Genomic DNA, 19922 nt, shown 5'->3' with positions numbered 1-19922 from the left:
CGCGCGTAATTGAGAGAGGCAACCATGGCACTCAATCTGACCCCCCCTGACATCAGCGAGCTGAAACCGCGGATCACTGTCTTCGGCGTCGGTGGCGCGGGCGGTAACGCCGTCAACAACATGATCACCGCCGGGTTGCAGGGCGTCGACTTCGTCGTCGCCAACACCGACGCGCAGGCGCTGACCATGTCGAAGGCGCAGCGCATCATCCAGATGGGCACCCAGGTCACCCAGGGCCTCGGCGCCGGTTCGCAGCCCGACGTCGGCGCCGCCGCCGCGCAGGAGGTCATCGACGAATTGCGCGATCATCTCACCGGCGCCAACATGGTGTTCGTCACCGCCGGCATGGGCGGCGGCACCGGCACCGGCGCCGCACCGGTGATCGCCAAGGCCGCGCGCGAGATGGGCATCCTGACCGTCGGCGTGGTGACCAAGCCGTTCCACTTCGAGGGCCAGCGCCGCATGCGCACCGCCGAGCACGGCATTGCCGAGCTGCACAAGGTGGTCGACACGCTCCTGATCATCCCGAACCAGAACCTGTTCCGGGTCGCCAACGAGAAGACCACCTTCGCCGACGCCTTCGCGATGGCCGACCAGGTGCTCTATTCGGGCGTTGCCTGCATCACCGACCTCATGGTCAAGGAAGGTTTGATCAACCTCGACTTCGCCGACGTCCGCGCCGTCATGCGCGAGATGGGCAAGGCAATGATGGGCACCGGCGAGGCCACCGGCGAGAAGCGCGCGCTGACCGCCGCCGAAGCCGCCATCGCCAACCCGCTGATCGATGACAGCTCGATGAAGGGCGCCCGCGGCCTCCTGATCTCGATCACCGGCGGCAAGGATCTGACCCTGTTCGAAGTCGACGAGGCTGCCACCCGCATCCGCGAGGAGGTCGATCCCGACGCCAACATCATCGTCGGCGCCACCTTCGACGAGTCGCTCGACGGCATCATCCGCGTTTCGGTGGTCGCGACCGGCATCGAGCAGGCCGCGATCGCCCGCGCCCAGGCTCCGGCCGCGCAGCAGTCCAACGGTTCGCCGGAAAGCCGGCTGGCCGATCTGACCGCGCGCCTGCGCGCCGACAATCAGCGCCTCGCCGAGCGTGCGCAGAAACTGGATCCGCCGTCCGGCGTGACGGTTGCTCCGATCGCCGCGCCGCAGCCTGCGCCCCAGCAGCGCCCGGGCGGTAATGTCGAACGCGCCGCGCTGGCGGCAATCGCCGCCGCGGTTGCCCCGGACAATTCGCCGGCCGCCCAGGCGCCGATGCAGCCGGCGTCCTATGGTGACGTCACCGTGCGCCCGATCGCGCAGAAGCCGTCGCTGTTCCCGGATCACGACGTTACCAAGGCCGAGCAGCACGAGCAGATGCCGCCCGAGACGTTCATTCCGCAGGCGGCCGAGCGTTCCCCGGTCCGCGCCCCGCGGATGCCGAAGTTCGAGGACCTTCCGATGCCGGCGCAGGCGGAAATCCGCCAGGCCCGCGGCGACGGTGAGGAGGAACATCCGCAGAAGACCCGGCTGTCGCTGCTGCAGCGCCTCGCCAATGTCGGCCTCGGCCGTCGCGACGAAGAGACCGAGCCGCCGATTGCGGCGCGTTCCTCCGGTCCGGCGATGCCATCGATGCCGCCGCTGCCCGAGCGCCGGCCGGCCCGCAGTGTCGCGCAGCAGATCGCCTCAAACGAATCGCCGGTATCGGAATATGCGAAGCGGCCCGCGCCGCAGGGATTGGACGCTCATGGGCGGCCAGCACCTGTTGCCCCGGCGCCACAGGGCGACGACCATCTTGATATCCCGGCCTTCCTGCGCCGGCAGGCAAACTGAAGTTTGTTACAACATTGGCGACCAGAAAGGCCCCGGCAGGAACCGCCGGGGCCTTTGTCTTTCGACCGACGTCGGCTCACGGCCAGATCACCAAGCAACTGAAATTAAATGATTAATTATCCTTTCGGTGATCAGATGCGCCGTCCCGAAGGGCTCTGTGCGCTGCCGCAATTTGGTTAACCTTGGGCGTGAATGCGGCGGAGATGGGGTAACAATCGGTAAAGAAGCGTGAGTTGGCGCGGTTTGGGGCTGTGACTATGGTCTGCCGTGACTTGGGGAGCTCAAGCGAGTCGGCCTTGGGGAAAGTTGGCCACTTGAATTGAGTGAAGTCGGGTAGTGGGCATTATCGAATGAAATTCAGCCGCCAAACGACGCTTCGGTCGCAAGCCACCGTGACTGGCGTCGGCGTTCATTCCGGACAACCTGTCAATCTCACTTTGGGGCCTGCGCCGGTTGATGCGGGTTTCATTTTCATCCGCACCGGACTTGAAGGTTCCGACCGCGAAATTCAGGCCGACGCCGACGCCGTGATCGCGACCGAGTTTGCGACGGTGCTGGGCGACCGCGAAGGGCCGCTGGTTTCCACCGCCGAACATGTGCTTGCCGCGCTGCGCGGCATGGGCGTCGACAACGCCACCGTAGAGGTCGACGGTCCCGAAGTACCGATCATGGATGGCAGTGCTGCGGCTTTCGTTGCGGCGATCGAGCAGGCCGGCGTCGTCACACAGCCCGCCGTCCGCCGCTTCATCCAGGTTTTGAAGCCGGTGCAGGTCAAGATCGGCGAATCAGTTGGCGAGTTGCGTCCGTTCGCTGGCGGGTTCCGGGCCGAGGTCGAGATCGATTTCACCAACCCGGTGATCGGCCACCAGAGCTTCTCGTTCGATCTCTCTCCGGAAAGCTTCCGCCGCGACATCTCGCGCGCCCGCACCTTCGGCTGCGTCGGCGACACGGCCCGGCTCTGGAGCGCAGGTTTCGCGCTCGGCGCGTCCTTCGAGAATACGGTGGTGTTCGACGAAACGCGTCTGCTCAACCCCGAGGGACTGCGTTACGGTGACGAGTGCGTCCGTCACAAGGTGCTGGACGTGATCGGCGATCTCGCGCTGGCCGGCTTGCCGCTGCTCGGCATCTATCGTTCGAAGCGTGGCGGCCACAAGCTCAACCACGCGGTGCTCAAGGCGCTTCTCGCCGACCGCAGCGCCTGGCGGGTGGTCGAGGCGGAGACTGCCCGGCGGCCCTCCCGCAGCCACGTCGAGGCCGGTGCAGGCACGGTGGGCAGCTTGATCGCCCCGGCCTACGGTCCGGACGTGTCCTGATTGCCGCGGCCGGCATCGTTCATCCGCAATTTCCGTAGTCTCCACAGCGGGTCGTAGGCGGGCTCGGTCGCCTTAATCCGGGCGGAATGGCTGCGTATTCGGTTGGTCGAGGGCCAGTTTTTGGCTAAACACGCCAGCGGCAGCACGACACGGCGCCAATGGTACGGGGTGTGTATTGCGTCCATGATCGCGGTCCATGGATCAAGTTGGCTTCGCCGTTAACCGCAATCAAAGGCGTCAGGTTTTATATTTCATGTCGGCAATGCGTATGAGGCTCGAACCCAACTCCTCTGACGTCTCCGGCCTGAAGCGGGCCGCCCGCGCGCTGCGTTTCGCGGCGGGCCTGGTCGTGCTGTCATTGCCGCTCAGCGGCTGCGGCACCGGCGCGCTGTGGGACAAGTTCATGGCCAAGGACGACACGTTCGTCGATGAGCCCGCGGACAAGCTCTACAACGAGGGCTTGTACATGATGAACGAGAAGAAGGATCTGAAGGCCGCCTCGAAGAAGTTCGAGGAAGTCGACCGGCAGCATCCCTACTCGGAGTGGGCGCGCAAGTCGCTCTTGATGTCGGCCTACTCCTACTACCAGGCCGGCGACTACGATAGCTGTATCGGGTCTGCGACCCGCTATGTCACGCTGCATCCCGGCAGCCCGGACGCGGCCTACGCCCAGTACCTGATCGCAGCGTCGCATTATGATCAGATTCCGGACATCTCCCGCGATCAGGGCCGCACCGAGAAGGCGATCGCGGCGCTCGAAGAGGTGGTGCGCAAGTACCCGACCTCGGAATACGCGACCTCGGCGAAGACCAAGCTTCAGGCTGCGCGCGACCAGCTCGCCGGCAAGGAAATGGCGGTCGGCCGCTACTACATGGAGAAGCGCGACTTCACCGCGGCGATCAACCGCTTCAAGACGGTGGTGACGCAGTACCAGACCACCCGCCATGTCGAAGAGGCGCTCTACCGGCTCACCGAGGCCTACATGGCGATCGGCATCGCCGGCGAGGCGCAGACCGCCGCCGCCGTGCTCGGCCACAATTTTCCGGACAGCCGCTGGTACAAGGACGCGTACAATCTAGTAAAGTCCGGCGGTCTCGAGCCGAGCGAGAATCAGGGGTCCTGGATCAGCCGGACCTTCAAGAAGATAGGTCTCGGCTAGGAATTGTCCTCGCATGCTGGCGCGTCTGTCGATCCGTGACATCGTCCTGATCGAACGGCTCGATATCGAATTCTCCCGTGGCCTCGCGGTGCTGACCGGCGAAACCGGCGCGGGTAAATCCATCCTGCTCGATGCGTTTGCGCTGGCGCTTGGCGGCCGCGGTGATGCCACGCTCGTCCGTCACGGCGCGGAGCAGGGGCAGGTCACCGCCATGTTTGATGTCCCGAAGGGGCATCCGGCGGCCAGGATCCTGGCCGAGAACGGCCTCGACGACACCGGAGAGATGATCCTGCGGCGTGTGCAGCTCGCTGACGGCCGCACCCGCGCCTTCATCAATGACCAAGCGATCAGCGTGCAGACCCTGAAGGCGGTCGGTGCTGTCCTGGTCGAGATCCATGGCCAGCACGACGAGCGCGCTCTGGTCGACGCCTCGACCCATCGGCAGTTGCTCGACGCCTTCGCCGGGCTCGAGAAGGAGGTCACCGCGCTGGAAGCGCTGTGGGATGCCCGGCGCACCGCCACTGCAGCGCTTGAGGATCATCGCGCCGGCATGGAGCGCGCTGCGCGCGAGGCCGACTATCTGCGTCATGCTTCACAGGAGCTGAAGACGTTGGCGCCGAAGGAGGGCGAGGAGACCGAGCTCGCCAACCGCCGCACCACCATGATGCAGGGCGAGAAGATCGCGACCGATTTGCGTGAGGCGCAGGAGGCGATCGGCGGCTCGCATTCGCCGGTGCCGGCCCTGTCGGCCGCGGTCCGGCGGCTGGAGCGTCGCGCCGCCAATGCGCCCGACCTGATCGAGCCCGCGGTGAAGGCGATCGACGTTGCGATCAACGCATTGGAAGAGGCCGACCAGCATCTGAGCGCGGCGCTGGCCGCAACGGATTTCGACCCGGCTGAGCTCGAGCGCATCGAGGAGCGGTTGTTTGCGCTGCGCGCGGCGTCGCGCAAATACTCGACGCCGGTCGATCTGCTGGCCGCGCTGGCCACCCAATACGCCAACGATGTTGCGCTGATCGATGCCGGCGCAGACCAGCTCAAGAAGCTGGAGGCGGCCGCCGGCGAGGCCGACAAGCGCTACGCTGCGGCTGCAGCAAAACTGTCGGCCTCGCGCACCAAGGCAGCCGAGAAGCTCAACAAGGCCGTCAATGCTGAGCTCGCGCCGCTCAAGCTGGAGCGCGCGAAATTCATGACGCAGGTCGAGACCAACGCCGCGGCGCCGGGCCCGCAGGGCATCGACCGCGTCGAGTTCTGGGTCCAGACCAATCCGGGCACCAAGCCGGGCCCGATGATGAAGGTCGCCTCCGGCGGCGAGCTGTCGCGCTTCCTGCTCGCGCTCAAGGTCGTGCTCGCCGACCGCGGTTCGGCGCCGACACTGGTGTTCGACGAAATCGATACCGGTGTGGGCGGCGCGGTGGCGGATGCGATCGGCTCGCGGCTGTCGCGTCTCGCCGGCAAGGTGCAGGTGATGGCGGTGACCCACGCGCCGCAAGTCGCGGCCCGCGCCAGCCAGCATCTCCTGATCTCCAAGGATGCGCTCGACAAGGGCAAGCGCGTCGCCACCCGCGTCAACGCGCTCGCCGCCGACCATCGCCGCGAGGAGATCGCGCGTATGCTGGCCGGCGCCGAGATCACGGCCGAGGCGAGGGCGGCTGCGGAACGGCTGCTCAGGGCGGCGAGTTAATGTCACACTGTCATTCCGGCGTCGTCCTGACGGACCGCCCCGGTGTGGCAGAAAACGATAGCGCGACCGTTGCATGGCCAAAGCAGCAAAAGAGAAAACACTTCCCGACATCGACAAGCTCACCAAGGCCCAGGCCAAGGTCGAGCTGACGCGCCTCGCGCTCGAACTCGAGGGCCACGACAAGCGCTACTACCAGGAGGATGCGCCGAGCATCACCGATGCCGAGTACGACGCGCTGCGGCAGCGCTACAACGCGATCGAAAAGCGCTTTCCCGAATTCGTCACCGCGGAGTCGCCGTCACAGAAGGTCGGCGCGGCGCCATCCGGGCGTTTCAAGAAAGTCCGCCATTCATTGCCGATGCTGTCGCTCGACAACGCCTTTGGCGAGCAGGATGTGCTCGACTTCGTCGGACGCATCGCGCGGTTCCTGAAGCTGCCGGACGACAAGATCGATTTCTCGGCTGAGCCGAAGATCGACGGGCTCTCGATGTCGCTGCGTTACGAGGGCGGCGAGCTCGTGACCGCCGCGACGCGCGGCAACGGTGCGGAAGGCGAGGACGTCACCGCCAATATCCGCACCCTCGAGGACGTGCCGCAGAAGCTCAAGGGCCGCAATGTGCCCGACATCTGCGAGGTGCGCGGCGAAGTCTACATGACCAAGCATGCGTTCCTGGCGCTCAACGAGCGGCAGAAGGCTGCCGGCGACACCATCTTCGCCAACCCGCGCAATTCGGCGGCCGGCTCGCTGCGGCAAAAGGATCCTGGCATCACCGCCTCGCGCCCGCTCGGTTTCTTCGCCTATGCCTGGGGCCAGATGAGCGCGATGCCCGAGACCACGCAGACCGGCATGATCCACTGGTTCGAGCGCTGCGGCTTCAAGACCAACCCGCTGACTAAGCTGTGCCACTCGGTCGAGCAACTGATCGCGTTCCATCGTACGATCGAGGAGCAGCGCGCCGAGCTCGACTACGATATCGACGGTGTCGTCTATAAGGTCGATCGCATCGATTGGCAGGAGCGGCTCGGCTTCATCTCGCGCACGCCGCGCTGGGCGATCGCGCACAAATTCCCGGCCGAGCGCGCCATGACGGTGCTGCGCGACATCGAAATCCAGGTCGGCCGCACCGGCTCGTTCACGCCGGTCGGCAAGCTCGAGCCGGTCGGCGTCGGCGGCGTGATCGTGCAGAACGTCACGCTGCACAACGAGGACTACATCAAGGGCATCGGCAACAAGGGCGAGGTATTGCGCGAGGGCCGCGACATCAGGATCGGCGACACCGTCGTGGTCCAGCGCGCCGGCGACGTGATCCCGCAGGTCGTCGACGTCGTGCTCGACAAGCGGCCGAAGAATGCCAGGGAATTCCACTTCCCGAAGAAGTGCCCGTGCCCGCTGCACACTGACGTGGTGCGCGAGGAGACCGCGGCCGGCGAGGAGGGCTCCCGCGCCCGCTGCACGGGCGAGTTCGCCTGTCCGTATCAGAAGATCGAGCATCTCAAGCTGTTCGTGTCCCGCCGCGCCTTCGACATCGACGGCCTCGGCGAGAAGCAGCTCCAGTATTTCTTCGACGCTGGCTGGGTAAAGGAGCCCGCCGACATCTTCACGCTGCCCAAGCGCAATGCCAGGCTGAAGCTGGAGCAGATCGAGGGCTACGGCGAAACGTCGGTGCGCAATTTGTTCGCCGCGATCGATAACCGCCGCAGGATCTCGCTCGAGCGCTTCATCTACGCGCTCGGCATGCGCCATGTCGGCGAGACCACCGCGCTGGCGCTGGCCCGCGGCTACGGCTCGTGGGACGCCTTCCATGAGGCCTGCCTCAAGATCGCCAAGGACGACGAGGAGGCGATTGCCGACATGGATGCGCTCGACCAGATCGGCGACACCGTGATCAAGAGCATCGCCGACTATTTCGGCGAGAGCCATAATCGCGGCATCGTCGAGCGGCTGACCGGTGAATTGGATGAGATCGTCGATGCCGAGAGGCCAAAGGGCAACTCGGCGATCGCCGGCAAGACGGTGGTGTTCACCGGCTCGCTCGAGAAGATGACGCGCGACGAGGCCAAGGCGACAGCCGAGCGGTTGGGCGCCAAGGCGGCCGGCTCGGTGTCGAAGAAAACAGACTATCTCGTCGCTGGCCCCGGTGCCGGCTCGAAGCTAGCGGAAGCGCAGAAGCACGGCGTCAAGGTGCTGACCGAAGACGAGTGGCTGAAGCTGATCGGGGAGTGATGGGCGGCCGGCGCCGCATGCCCTATTGTCGTCACCCGCGAAGGCGGGTGGCCGAGTATCCCAGGGACGTCAGCGAGATACGGAAAAGCCGCGGCGTACTGGATCCCCGCCTGCGCGGGGGATGACGAGGTGAGGGCGTGGCGCGAGCAAGCGACTCACATCATCCCGCTTTCTTCCTCTTCCGCCTGCTCGATCAGCCGTTCGCTGACCACCACATTCCGCCGCGGCACGACGAAGATCATCGTGCACGCGCAGGCAAGCGAGATCGCTGAGATCGCCGCTGTCAGCGGCAGCGTGGTCGTAGTGTGGCCACCGAGATAGGCGCCGAATTGCGAGATCAGGGAGCCGATTCCCTGTTGCAGGAAGCCCATCGCGCCCGAGGCGGTGCCGGCGGCTTCGGGGCGGATGCTGATCGCGCCGGCGGCGGAATTGGCCATCACGAAGGCGTTGGCGACCATCACGATCATCTGGGTGCCGAACAGCCAGAGCGGGGCCTGGTTCACTCCGGTGAAGCTCCAGACCAGGTTCAAGAGGCTGCCGCCGACCTGCAACGCGAGGCCGAACCAGATCAGCCTCTCCAGCGAATGTCGCGGCGCAAAGCGCACGCACAGGAGGTTGCCGACCAGATAGGCAAAGCCTGTTGTCGCAAACCACGCGCCATACTCGGCGCTGGTGCGCCCCATCTGCATCACCACGATGTAGGGCCCGCCGCCCGCGAAGGCGAAGATGATCTGCGAGGCCAGCACCTGGCACAGCATGTAGCCGACGAAGGCGCGGCTGCGCATCAGCTTGCCGAGATCGCCGCGGAAGCTGGAGCTCTCGGCGCGATCGCGCCGGGTCTCGGGCAAGGCCAGCGCAATGAAGATCGTGATCGCGAGCGATGCCGCCGTGATCAGATAGAGGATCGCGCGCCAGCCGAACGCGGTCTCCAGCAGGCCGCCGGTCAGCGGGCTCACCATCTGCGCGATCATCAGCGCGGCGACCACGAGGCTGATCATTGCGCCGACGCGTTCGCGTGGATAGAGATCGCGGATGATGGCGCGGCTGATCACCATGCCGCTGGCGCCGCCGAGCGCCTGCAAGAAGCGCGCGGCGATGAGCTGCGGCAGGCTTTCCGCGTACACCGAGCCGATGCCTGCCGCCACCATCAGGCCGAGGCCGGCGAGCAGCACCGGCCGCCGGCCGAACTTGTCGGACAGCGGTCCCATGATGAGCTGCGAGAGGGCGATGCCGACCATGTAGAGCGACACCGTCATCTGCGCGACGGAGATGTCGCGGCCAAAGGTGGTCGCCAGCACCGGCAGCGCCGGAACCAGCATGTAGAGCGAGATCGGCGCCACGCCCGTCATGACGACGAGCATCAGCAGCATAACCTTCGATGTCGCGATGTTGTTGTCCGTGGCCGCGCCGGGCGGCTTGCCCATCACGCCGTGCATTCAGGTCCGATCCAGCATTGTGAATCGACTGTAGCGTTCTCGTGCGCGCGGAATACGTGTGTTTCGGCATACGCCCATGCCGATTCCGGGAGGCGCGACGATGATGTTTCGCGTCGCGCAACTCTGCACGGTGTCGTCCTCCGCGAAAGCGGGGACCCAGTATTCCAGAGACGTCAGTTTTAGTCCGATCGGCCGCGGCGTACGGGATCCCCCGCTTTCGCGGGGATGACACTGAGTGTGGGGAGAGATGCTCGCGCTGTTTACTTCAGCGCTGCCGTCGCCTCACCCAGCCACAGTTTCGTGGCGTTGTCGTCGAGATGCGGGCGCACCACGCGATTGACGCGGGCGTGGTAGTCGTTCAGCCACGCCAGTTCGCCTTCGCTCAGCATGCTGACCTCGATCAGGCGGCGGTCGATCGGCGCCAGCGTCAGGGTCTCGAATGCGTTGACCGGCTTCTCCGCGCCCTTGATGTCGGTGCCGACCACGAGCTCGAGGTTCTCGATCCGGATGCCGTAGGCATCGGTCTTGTAGTAGCCGGGCTCGTTGGACAGGATCATGCCGCGCTTCAGCGGCGTGGTGCCGAGCTTGGAGATCCGCGCCGGCCCTTCGTGCACGCTGAGATAACTGCCGACGCCGTGGCCGGTGCCGTGCTCGAAATCGACGCCGGCCTGCCACAGATATTGCCGTGCCAGCGTGTCGAGCTGCGCACCGGTGGTGCCGTCGGGGAAGATCGCGCGGACGATCGCGATATGGCCCCGCAGCACGCGGGTGAAACGGTCGCGCATCTCATCGGTCGGCTGACCGATCGCGATGGTGCGGGTGACGTCGGTGGTGCCGTCCTCATATTGCGCGCCGGAATCGATCAGCAGCAAGTCGCCCGGCTCGATCCGGCGGTTGCTCTTGCGCGTGACGCGGTAGTGCACGATGGCGCCGTTCGGTCCGGTGCCGGCGATGGTCGGGAAAGAGACATCCTTCAACGCCGCGGTCTGGCGGCGGAACGTCTCGAGCGCCTCGACGGCATCGATCTCGGTGAGCCCGCCCGAGGGAGCCTCGCGATCGATCCAGGCGAGGAAGCGCGTCAGCGCCACCGCGTCGCGCTCATGCGCGGTACGGGTGCCCTCGATCTCGGTCATGTTCTTGACCGCCTTCAGCATGCTGACCGGATCGCTGCCGCGTACGGGCTTGCCGCCGGCGCTTGCGATCAAGCGGCTCAAGGCGTCCGCCGCGGTCGCGCTGTCGAGCGCGATCGAGGCGCCGCGCTTGGCGAGCTCGGTGAGCTTCGGCGTCAGCGCGGCCGGATCCTCGACGCTGGCGGATTGCTCGAGATGGTCGCGCGTCGCGTTGGACAGCTTGCGGTGATCGATGAACACCAGCGGCCGGCCTTCCTTCGGTACCAGCGCGTAGGACAGCGGCAGCGGCGTATGCGAGACGTCGGCACCGCGGATGTTGAAGGTCCAGGCCACCGCATGGCTGTCGGAGAGCACCAACGCATCGACGCCGAGCTTGGTGATCTCGAGCCGGATGCGCTTCAGCTTCTCGGCCTCGATCTCGCCCGAGAATTGCGGGCCGTGGATGCTGACAGGACCGAGCGGTGGCGCCGGCCGCTCGTGCCAGATCGAATCGACAGGGTTGCTATCGACCGCAACGAGTTCCGCGCCGGCCTTGGCGCAGGCGGCGGCCAGCCGCTCGGCTGCCGCCGATGTGTGCAGCCATGGATCGAATCCGAGGCGATCGCCAGCGGAAAGATGCCGCGTGACCCAGTGCTCCGGAGGCGGATCGACCAATGGTTCGACGTCCCAGGCCTTGCGATCGACCTGTTTGCCGGCCTGCAGGGTGTAGCGGCCATCGACGAACAAGGCGGTCTGCTTGGCCAGCACGATCGCGAGCCCGGCCGATCCGGTGAAGCCCGTCAACCAGGCCAGCCGCTCCTCGGATGGGGCGACATATTCATTCTGCTGCTGGTCGGCGCGGGGAATCACAAAGCCGGTCAGCTTGCGCCGCGCCAGTTCCTCGCGAAACGCGCTCAGCCGGGCGGTTAGCGCCACGCCGCCTTCGGGTTCTTCGAACGTCTGAAAATGAGCTTCGAACATCGCCTTCGCACTCTCTTTGGATGGAGCATGGTCCGTCGGGAAAAATGCTTTCCACCTTGGCCGGTCATGCTCTAAGTTCGGCTGGGCCGCTCCCCAATGCGGCCCAGCATGTCCACAATTTGGCATAACTTATGCTTGAATCGTGGCATAGCCATTAGAAAAGACGGAACGGTTTCCCGGGCAAGTCGTTCGTCAAAAAATTCCGGGAGTGTCCAGGAGTGTCTCAACTCGACGGCGAGGAGATGCACCATGCCTGCGTTCACGTTTGAGAAGATTACACCACCGGTTCACAATGGCCCTGTTGCACCCGTCGAGCAGAAGCAACGTGGGCAACGTGGTGTCATCGTCCAGATGCTGGACCGCCTCGTCGAGGCACGCATCAGGCGCACGCCGCGGCACGACCTGACGGTGACGACTGCTCGCCGCGATCGCGAGCCCTCCGAATAATCACCAGCTACCGTTCGAGGTCGGACGCCTTCGCTATCGTTGCGTTGACGACCTTGTTGCCTTCGAGTTCCCGCACGATCCGTTCATCCGGGCCGACCATGCCGAGATCGAACTCGTGCTCCGGTGTCACCAGCGTCATCCGCTGACCGACGATCACGACCACGGTCATGTCGAGCGCTTCGCCGGAGGTGGCCCATTCCCGTAGCTCGCTATGGTACGGCTCCTTGCGCCAAGCATTCGGGAAGCCGGGATCACAGCGGACTTCGAGGCCGTCGTCCGATGTCGTCAGGACGAGCTTGGATCGGCTCGGCTTCCAGTGGTCATCCAGGAGATCGTTGACCAGCCAGACGCAGGCGAAAGATCGGCACTCCGCCGGCCGGTTCGGGTAGATCAGACATCCATGCCCTGGCTTGCAATGCGCGCACCACGCGTTGGCGGCCTTGGCCAGTTCCTCGATCGCCATCACCTTGCAGCAGAGCGTGCAGTCGCCGCACTGTCTGCCGGACATGGTCACTGCACGGCGCGCAGCAGCAGGCTGCTCCAGCCCTCGATCTTGAGATGTCGCAGCGGCACCAGCCCGCGTGCGCGGTAAGCGACGATGACGGCCGGCGCCTGATGGGTCAACAGGCCGGAGAGAATGACCTGCGCAGACGAGGCGAGGTGCCGCGCCATCGGCCCGGCCAATTGCCGCAACGGATTGGCGAGGATGTTGGCGAGCACGAGGTCGAACGGCCCGTCCTCGGCGAACCGCGGTGCCGCGAAGCCGGTGGCCTGGATTACGTCCACCAGGTGTCCCGCTCCGTTGAGCCGGGCGTTCTCCTCGGCCACCCGCACCGATGGCGCATCGATATCGCTCGCCAGTACCCGGCCGTGCAACGCCTTGGCGGTGGCGATCGCCAGCACGCCGGTTCCGGTGCCGAGATCGAGCACGCGGCGCGGCTGATGGGCTTTCAGCACATGGTCGAGCAGCAGCAGGCAGCCGCGCGTGGTGCCGTGGTGACCGGTGCCGAAGGCAAGCGCGGCCTCGATCTCGATGCCGAGCTTGTTTGGCGGTACCCTTGTCCGGTCGTGCTGGCCGTGGACGACGAAGCGGCCGGCCGGGACCGGGACGAGATCCTCAAGGCTCGCCCTCACCCAGTCTTTTGCCTCCACGGTGTCGAACGTCATGGCCTCCGCGACATCCCGTCGCACGGCGTGCCCGACCAGCTCGCGCAACAGCGCATCGTCGGGCGGGTCGGCGAAGTGGACCGTGACATCCCAGCGGCCGTCAGGCCGCTCGAATGCCGCGAAAGCAGCCTGATCCTCGAAGAATACCTCGGAGAGCGTGTCCACGACGCGCTTTGCGGTCGCTTCGTCGGGGAGGGTGACACTGGCGCGGTGCGTGGAGGGGGTCATCGAATGCCGGTAGCGCGGTTCGTGCTGAGATTTCAACTTTGATTCGATTGCCGCGAGATTCTACGCGTACCGCGTTCAATCAACTTTAGATTTTACCGTAGTAGGACGGAGGCAGGAACAAGTCCCTTGTTCCGGATAGACCAAAGGGCAGGGCTACCATGAACGCAATTATCGTTAAGTTCTTGCAGAATGAATCCGGCGCCACGGCCATCGAATACGGCCTGATCGCAGCCGGCATCGCGATCGCCATCATTACCGCGGTGAACGGCGTCGGCACGGCGCTGAGCGGGACCTTCAGCTCGATCAGTACATCCTTGAAGTAATTGACGACGCGACGGCGTTCTCAGCGCACCGGGTGACGCCGTCGCCCGGTGCTTTTTTTGCGACCCGGACCGAGGGCAGCGGGGGATCCGAAGTCCAAACGTCCACGCGATGTCCACACACCGGGCTCAAATTTATCAACAAGGTATACGGGAGGTTACGCCGCGCTTTCCGGCCCGGCGCTCAACAGCCTGTCCACAGCCATGTTGGTTAGCTCTCCCGGCAGGACGCCCGACGCCGTACAGGGTTGATCCACCGGTTCTCCACTGGTTATCCACCGCTGTCTCCACATCTGGGCGGTGTAGCCGAGAGCGCTATCGCGTTCACGAAAACAACCTCCGATGGTCCGCCAGGATGGCCCGCGCCGCATTGTGCCCGGGCGCGCCGGTGACACCGCCGCCGGGATGGGCGCCCGAGCCGCAATGGTAGAGGCCCCTGAGCGGCCCGCGGTAGTCGGCATGGCCGAGCATCGGCCGCGCCGAGAACAACTGGTTCAGCGTCAATGCGCCGTGGAAGATGTCGCCGCCGAGCAGGCCGAACTGCCGCTCCAGGTCGAGCGGCGACAGGATCTGACGCCCCACTACGCTGCCCGCGAAGCCGGGAGCGTAGTGGTCGACCGTTGCGATCATGAGGTCGGCGACCTCTTCGCGATGGTCGTCCCAGGATTTGCCCTCGGGCAATTGCGGCGCGACGTGCTGGCAGAACAGGCTCGCGACATGCCGGCCGGGCGGGCTCAGCGTGTCGTCGAGGGTCGAGGGGATCAAGAGCTCGACCACGGGCGCGCGGCTCCAGCCGAAGTCGCAGGCATCGCGCCAGGCGCGATCCATGTAGCCGAGGCTGGGGGCGATGATGATGCCCGCGGTCAGGTGATCGCCGGAGCCGGGCAGCGCCGTGAACGAGGGCAGGGCATCGAGCGCGACGTTCATTCTGAATGTGCCGGAGCCGTTCCGCCATCGCGAGATGCGCGCAGTGAACTCAGGCGTCAGCGCGCTTGCCGGCACAAGGCGAGTATAGAGCAGCTTCGGATTGACGTTCGAGGCGACATATTTGGCGCGGATGGTTGCGCCATTGTCGAGAACGACGCCGCAGGCGCGGTCCTTCTCGACGATCACCTCGCGCACGCCGGCGTCGGTCTCGATCTCGGCGCCGTGGCCGCGCGCCGCACGCGCCATCGCTTGCGTGATCGCCCCCATGCCGCCGATCGCGTGACCCCAGACGCCCTTCTTGCCGTTCACTTCACCGAACGCATGATGCAGCATCACATAGGCCGAGCCCGCCGCGTAGGGGCTCGCATAGTTGCCGACGATGGCGTCGAAGCCGAACAGCGCCTTGACCAGGTCGCTCTCGAAACGTTCGTCGAGCATCTCGCCGGCCGAGCGCGTGAACAGGTCGAGCAGGTTGCGCTGCTGCTCGAGCGACAGCCGCCGCAGGTCGTTGGCGGAACGAAGCGCATTGAAGGCCTCGCGCATCGCGCCGACACCAAATCCCGCGACGACGTTCGGCGGTGCGCGCAGCACGAAGTGGCGCAACACGTCGGCGATCGCCTCGAGTTCCCGCGAGAACGCGTCGATCTCGACGGCGTCACGCTGGCTCAATCTTGCAACCGATTCCCTGGTGCGGCCTTCGCCGGTCAGCAGATAGCTGCCGTCGGGTGCGGGCAGGAAATTCTGTGCGCGGCGCTCGACGATCTTCAAGCCGTGATCCGCCAGTTTCAGGTCAGCAATGATTTTCGGATTGAGCAGGCTCACCGTGTAGGAGGCGACCGAATTGCGAAAGCCCGGTGCGAACTCCTCGGTGACTGCGGCACCGCCGACCACCTTGCGGCGCTCGACGACCTTGACCCGCAAGCCTGCCATCGCGAGATAGGCTGCGCAGGTGAGGCCGTTGTGCCCCGCACCGATGATGACGACGTCCGTTTCGTTCATGTCCGCTTCAAGAAGGAGTGATCAGGCACAAGCCGAAGGCGTGCTGTCGCGCCGTTGCGACGCTTCGTCAAGTCCGCGTTATCGGCGTTTCTTGCCCGTGATGCTGCCATATGCTCAGGTCAACCTGCCCGGCGCGACCTCGCCGGACCGTTCGCCTCCGGCGCCTGCCGGGTTCATGCCGGAGCTTTCATGACGTCTGAGCCGTCAGCCTCGCGAAACCGGCTGGTGCTGGTTGTCTATACCGCCGCGATCTTCGTCAGCGCCTTGCTGCTGTTCTCGGTGCAGCCGCTGTTCACCAAGATGGTGCTGCCGCGGCTCGGCGGCTCGCCAGCGGTGTGGTCGGTGGCGATGGTGTTCTTCCAGTCGCTGCTGCTCGGCGGCTATGCCTATGCGCATCTCCTGATGAAGCTCAGCAACCGCGCGGTTCCGGTCGTGGTGCATCTGGCGCTGCTGGTGATCGCGCTGCTGACGCTGCCGCTTGCGATCCGCAGCGGCTGGGGAGAGCCACCGAACTCCGGCTATGCGTTCTGGCTGCTCGGCCTGTTCGCGGTCTCGATCGGCCTGCCATTCTTTGCGCTCGCCGCCAACAATCCGCTATTGCAAGCCTGGTTCGTACGCACCGGCCATCCCAACGGTCCCGACCCGTATTTCCTTTACGCATCCTCGAACATCGGCAGCTTCCTGGCGCTGCTGTCGTATCCCGTGCTGCTGGAGCCGATGTTCACCTTGCGGGCCCAGAACCTGATCTGGACGGGCGGCTACGGCCTCCTCATCGTCTTGATCGCGGGCTGCGGCGCGCTGCTGCTGTTCGCGCCGGCAACTGCCGCGATACGCAACATGCAGGTTGACGATGCTGCGGCACCGGCGCCGTCCTGGCTGCTGCGCGCGCGCTGGATCTTCCTCGCCGCGGTGCCGTCGGGCCTTCTGATCGCGGTGACAGCGCATATCTCGACCGACGTCGCCGCCGCGCCCTTGCTCTGGGTGCTGCCGCTGTCGCTATATCTTCTGACCTGGGTGCTGGTGTTTCAGTCGCGCCCGTTGCTACCGCACAAATGGATGCTGCTGGCCCAGCCACTGGCAATCGCCGGCGTGGTCGTCCTGCTGGCATTCGGTGGCGAGCAGAATCTGCTGCTGACGCTCGGCGGCCATCAGCTCTGCTTCTTCATCATTGCGATGGCCTGCCACGGCGAGCTCGCGCGCACGCGTCCCGCGGCGAAATATCTCACCGGCTTCTACGTGGCGCTGTCGTTCGGCGGCATGGTCGGCGGCCTGTTTGCGGGGTTGATCGCGCCGTTCACCTTCTCATGGGTCGCCGAATATCCGATCCTGCTGGCACTGGCGGCGCTGTGCCGACCCTCCGGCGCCGAGCGGCTGCCGCGCTGGAGCGCCTGGTACTGGCCGTTCCTCGCGGTCATTGCAGTCGCGCTGATTGCGCCGTCCTACTGGTCCGGCGAGGTGTTCAATTGGCTCGACAGCCGCCGGGTCTGGATGATCGGCGGGCTCGGCGTGTTTTCCGCGCTGCTGGTCTTTGCGCTGAATGCCGACCGATGGAAGGTCTTTGCCACCGTCGCGGTCGCGCTGGTGCTGTTGCGCGCCTATCCGTCCGACGACGGGCGCGTCGATACGGTGCGCAGCTTCTTCGGCGTGCACAAGATCGTGGTGACGCCGAACGGGCAGTATCACGTGCTGATGCATGGCACGACGATCCACGGCGCCCAGAAATTCAAGAACGACAACGGTACGCCGGTCACCGGGCGGCCGGAGCCGATCAGCTACTATCACAGGGATGGCGGGATCGGGCAGGCGATCACGGCGATGCGCGAGCGCAAAGTTGCGCCGCTGAAGGTGGCGGTGATCGGGTTGGGCTCAGGCACGCTGACCTGTGCATCGGCCCCCGGGGAAGACTGGAAGTTCTTCGAGATCGACCAGAGCATGGTCGACACCGCCCGCGACCCCAAATATTTCACCTATATCCAGAGCTGTGAGCCGGACCTGAAGCCGGCGATCGGCGATGCGCGGCTGACCTTCGCGAGGGAGCCCGACGGACTCTACGATCTCATCATCGTCGACGCCTATTCGTCGGATGCGATCCCGATCCACCTTGCGACCAAGCAGGCGATGGCGATCTACAAGGCGAAGCTCGCGCCGCACGGCGCGGTGGTGATGCATGTCTCCAACCGGCATCTCGAGCTGGCCAGCGTCGTGGTTGGCATCGCCGACGCCAACGACATGACGAGTTGGGTCTACAGCGAGGATTCGGGGCGCGACAACGAGTATATCTTCGCGACCTCGGTGGTGGTCTCGGCGCGCGATGAGGCCGATGTCGGCAGGCTCGCCACGTCAAGCGTCTGGACCGCGACCCCTGCCAACGAAAACCAGCGGATCTGGACCGACGACTATTCGAACGTGCTGGGCGCGGTCTACCGCCGCCTGCGCGACGGCGAGCAGTAGGGCGAAAGACCAATGGCGCACACAGTTTGCACGCCGAACGTCGTTGCCGTTTCGCAATAGTGGCGTTAGAGCACGATCCTAAAAAGTGTGAAGCGATCAGTCATTTACTCACCTTGGTCAAATCCACGAGGATTCCCTGCGTGCATTTGTAAACGCTGGCGCTGCCCTCGCCGGATACGCATCCTGGTTGATTTTCGTCGTCCCACGTCAGGATCGACCACTTTCCGGAAGGGGACACCGCGATTCGAAATGACCAACGGCCGGTTGTGGTCGAAAACACCTGACGTACGAGAAGGCTGGAATTAGCTTTTCTGATCTCGGCTGCGTATTTCGCCGAAATGAGGATCGAGTCGTCTTCCCGCACCGGAGGCTTGCCCAAGGGGATCACGGTGGCCACAGTTCCTCGCCCACCGATCGAGATGGACTCAATTCGCGGGCGGGCGAGGCACCTTTTTCCGGCGACGCTACATTTGAGAATGGATCCTGGAGGTTGCTCTGTTTCAATAAAAAGTGTCAGCGCTCGTTGATCCTCTTCGAACCATCCGTTCTTGACCCATCCAATGCCTGATTTCGCCATCGAGGCGATATTCACGCCGTTGCGGTCCAGGATTTCGACGGACGTCGGATAGACGACGGCGATCTTCGAGCCATTCTCGCTCCATTTGATCCACTCAGGCCGTTCCGTCTTGTCTCCTGTCCGCTTGTCTCTGACCGGAATGACCCTGAGCTGAGGCGCCTGCGGCTTTATTTCCAGCGGACCGGAGCTCGCGACGCTCTCAAAATCCGGCGAGAACGCTATCGCGCCATCCGTCGACGCAATCCACTGACTGTCGCCGCTTGCAATATCAACCATGAACACATGCGGTCCGATGATGTTGATCAACTGCCGGCCGTCGCTGCGACACTGCCACCTGTTACCGGGCGAAACGGCCACCGCTGCGACCTTGGTACCGGCCTCATAGGCATTCAACTGTCCGTTCTCGTCGAGAAGATATCGGTCATTCTGGCCGCACCAGCCATCGAAGCGCGCCTTCGCCAGTGCGGTGTGAGGCAGCGATTCAAATGTCGGAACGAGCGCGGGGGGGCGGCGACTGACGGCTCTCTTGTGCATTCGCTGTATCGGTTGAAGCCGGCGGCACAAGCAATGTTACGCAAGCGACGAGATATGCAACGCGTAGCGCATGAGGAAACGAACCGAACATCGGTATTACCAGCCAAACAAGAGCAAAGCTTGATACTAGAACAAATAGAGAACAAAGTCAAGCGCCCCCGGGAAGATTGTACGCGCCTTGATTGCAAGGCCTGTTCGGCTTGCCTTTGTTTCGCCAAAACGCTCGCGCGCCGAAGAGTTGGCGTCACGAAAGGACCCGCAGTGAATTCCGCGCCGACTCGAGGCTTGCGATGATCGAACTGTGTCCGGTGAGACCGGCCAACCCCAATTACTGTCGAGCCACGTATCATCGCCTGTGCGATGGCGAGCAGTCGGGTCGATCGGTCTCGTCGCTAAACCTGCAAACCGACAGATGTGCCAGATCACGGCTCCGGCCCTGACCGATCATCTGTCAACGACTTCCATCCGACTTCTCCAAAGCACGATGATTGTGGTTGATCTGTCAGATCGCAGATTCGCTTCCCCCTGCCTGCAAGCGGAAGAGA

The 19922-nt window shown here is 64.7% G+C and carries 14 protein-coding genes; 8 read left to right on the top strand and 6 right to left on the bottom strand.

Annotated features, from left to right (window positions below; translation table 11 throughout):
- Window positions 1-24 precede the first annotated feature (24 nt).
- The 5 genes from ftsZ to ligA all read left to right on the top strand — a co-directional run bounded on the left by ftsZ (window position 25) and on the right by ligA (window position 8201).
- Window positions 25-1821, top strand: a complete 1797-nt coding sequence (gene ftsZ / locus P6U30_RS29110) for a cell division protein FtsZ (protein WP_407166252.1) — start codon at window positions 25-27, stop codon at window positions 1819-1821.
- Window positions 1822-2171: 350 nt separating this feature from the next.
- Window positions 2172-3134 carry a UDP-3-O-acyl-N-acetylglucosamine deacetylase gene (lpxC, locus tag P6U30_RS29105; RefSeq protein WP_407166251.1) on the top strand — a complete coding sequence of 321 codons (963 nt, stop codon included), beginning with the start codon at window positions 2172-2174 and terminating at the stop codon, window positions 3132-3134.
- Between the two features lie 253 nt (window positions 3135-3387).
- Window positions 3388-4293, top strand: a complete 906-nt coding sequence (locus tag P6U30_RS29100; RefSeq protein WP_407147967.1) for an outer membrane protein assembly factor BamD — start codon at window positions 3388-3390, stop codon at window positions 4291-4293.
- Window positions 4294-4306: 13 nt separating this feature from the next.
- Entirely contained in the window at window positions 4307-5977 is a 1671-nt protein-coding gene (gene recN, locus P6U30_RS29095) for a DNA repair protein RecN (protein WP_407166250.1), read from the top strand.
- Between the two features lie 73 nt (window positions 5978-6050).
- The gene (gene ligA / locus P6U30_RS29090; RefSeq protein WP_407166249.1) at window positions 6051-8201 is read left to right on the top strand and encodes an NAD-dependent DNA ligase LigA; all 2151 of its coding nucleotides are present in this window, start codon (window positions 6051-6053) and stop codon (window positions 8199-8201) included.
- A 155-nt stretch (window positions 8202-8356) separates the two neighbouring features.
- Here the strand turns inward: ligA and P6U30_RS29085 are convergent, their stop codons facing one another.
- Window positions 8357-9637, bottom strand: a complete 1281-nt coding sequence (locus tag P6U30_RS29085) for a multidrug effflux MFS transporter (RefSeq protein WP_407166248.1) — start codon at window positions 9635-9637, stop codon at window positions 8357-8359.
- Window positions 9638-9897: 260 nt separating this feature from the next.
- Complete coding sequence (locus P6U30_RS29080) at window positions 9898-11727, bottom strand: aminopeptidase P family protein (protein WP_407166247.1); 1830 nt, start codon at window positions 11725-11727, stop codon at window positions 9898-9900.
- Window positions 11728-11976: 249 nt separating this feature from the next.
- On the opposite strand from P6U30_RS29080, the gene P6U30_RS29075 reads away from it, so the two are divergent.
- A complete protein-coding gene (locus P6U30_RS29075) occupies window positions 11977-12174 on the top strand; it encodes a hypothetical protein (protein ID WP_407166246.1) in 198 nt (65 codons plus the stop codon).
- A 7-nt stretch (window positions 12175-12181) separates the two neighbouring features.
- On the opposite strand, the gene P6U30_RS29070 is transcribed toward P6U30_RS29075, so the two are convergent.
- Both P6U30_RS29070 and P6U30_RS29065 read right to left on the bottom strand, forming a co-directional pair.
- On the bottom strand, window positions 12182-12682 hold the full coding sequence (locus tag P6U30_RS29070) for a hypothetical protein (protein WP_407166245.1): 501 nt from the start codon (window positions 12680-12682) through the stop codon (window positions 12182-12184).
- A 2-nt stretch (window positions 12683-12684) separates the two neighbouring features.
- Entirely contained in the window at window positions 12685-13569 is an 885-nt protein-coding gene (locus P6U30_RS29065; protein ID WP_407170559.1) for a 50S ribosomal protein L11 methyltransferase, read from the bottom strand.
- A 158-nt stretch (window positions 13570-13727) separates the two neighbouring features.
- Here P6U30_RS29065 and P6U30_RS29060 point away from each other — a divergent pair, with 158 nt between their 5' ends.
- Window positions 13728-13892: a Flp family type IVb pilin gene (locus P6U30_RS29060; RefSeq protein WP_407166244.1), complete on the top strand. Its 165-nt coding sequence runs from the start codon at window positions 13728-13730 to the stop codon at window positions 13890-13892.
- Window positions 13893-14213: 321 nt separating this feature from the next.
- Here the strand turns inward: P6U30_RS29060 and P6U30_RS29055 are convergent, their stop codons facing one another.
- Window positions 14214-15815 carry a phytoene desaturase family protein gene (locus P6U30_RS29055; protein ID WP_407166243.1) on the bottom strand — a complete coding sequence of 534 codons (1602 nt, stop codon included), beginning with the start codon at window positions 15813-15815 and terminating at the stop codon, window positions 14214-14216.
- A 189-nt stretch (window positions 15816-16004) separates the two neighbouring features.
- On the opposite strand from P6U30_RS29055, the gene P6U30_RS29050 reads away from it, so the two are divergent.
- Window positions 16005-18266, top strand: a complete 2262-nt coding sequence (locus tag P6U30_RS29050; RefSeq protein WP_407166242.1) for a spermidine synthase — start codon at window positions 16005-16007, stop codon at window positions 18264-18266.
- 100 nt (window positions 18267-18366) lie between these two features.
- On the opposite strand, the gene P6U30_RS29045 is transcribed toward P6U30_RS29050, so the two are convergent.
- Complete coding sequence (locus tag P6U30_RS29045) at window positions 18367-19377, bottom strand: hypothetical protein (RefSeq protein WP_407166241.1); 1011 nt, start codon at window positions 19375-19377, stop codon at window positions 18367-18369.
- Window positions 19378-19922: the final 545 nt, after the last annotated feature.

Source organism: Bradyrhizobium sp. ORS 111, from assembly GCF_045571485.1.
GTDB lineage: Bacteria > Pseudomonadota > Alphaproteobacteria > Rhizobiales > Xanthobacteraceae > Bradyrhizobium.
The sequence above is the reverse complement of the archived record's forward strand: the minus strand, read 5'-3'. Positions and strand labels throughout refer to the sequence as shown.